Below are 504 nucleotides of genomic sequence, written 5' to 3'. Positions count from 1 at the left end.
AACCACATCAGGGTTGTAGGCATGGTACTCACCGCCATGTACGTATTTGAGTAATCCACCATGTTCAATCGATTTACGTTTTGCCCACGCCTTGCGGGACAAGTTGGTTAAATCTTGTTGGAAATCATCAAAGTTTGCGCCTTCGATGCGAGTGGTTACGCCTTTAAAGCACAAGTCGACCACTTCCCGGCTCAACCCAACAGCTTCGAACAATTGTGAGCAACGGTAAGAGGCGATGGTCGAAATACCCATCTTCGACATGATTTTGTACAAGCCTTTGTTGATGCCATACTGATAGTTCTGCATAACATCGCGGTAGTCTTTATCTAGGGCACCATCGTCAATCAACTTGCCTAGCGCTTCATAAGCTAGATACGGATAAACCGCCGTAGCGCCAAAGCCTAGCAATACGGCAAATTGATGAGGGTCACGTGCGGTTGCGGTTTCCGCGACGATGTTGGCATCACAACGAAGGTTGGCTGTAACTAAGCGAGTTTGCACGGC

General features: G+C 48.2%; 1 protein-coding gene. It reads right to left on the bottom strand.

Annotated elements, in window-relative coordinates; all coding sequences use genetic code 11:
• Positions 1–504: glutamate synthase central domain-containing protein (locus R7040_RS30360; protein ID WP_318098177.1), on the bottom strand; the 504-nt coding region annotated here is incomplete at both ends.

The sequence above is a fragment of the Vibrio sp. 1069 genome (genome assembly GCF_033340555.1).
This window is presented reverse-complemented; position numbering and strand designations above follow the sequence as displayed.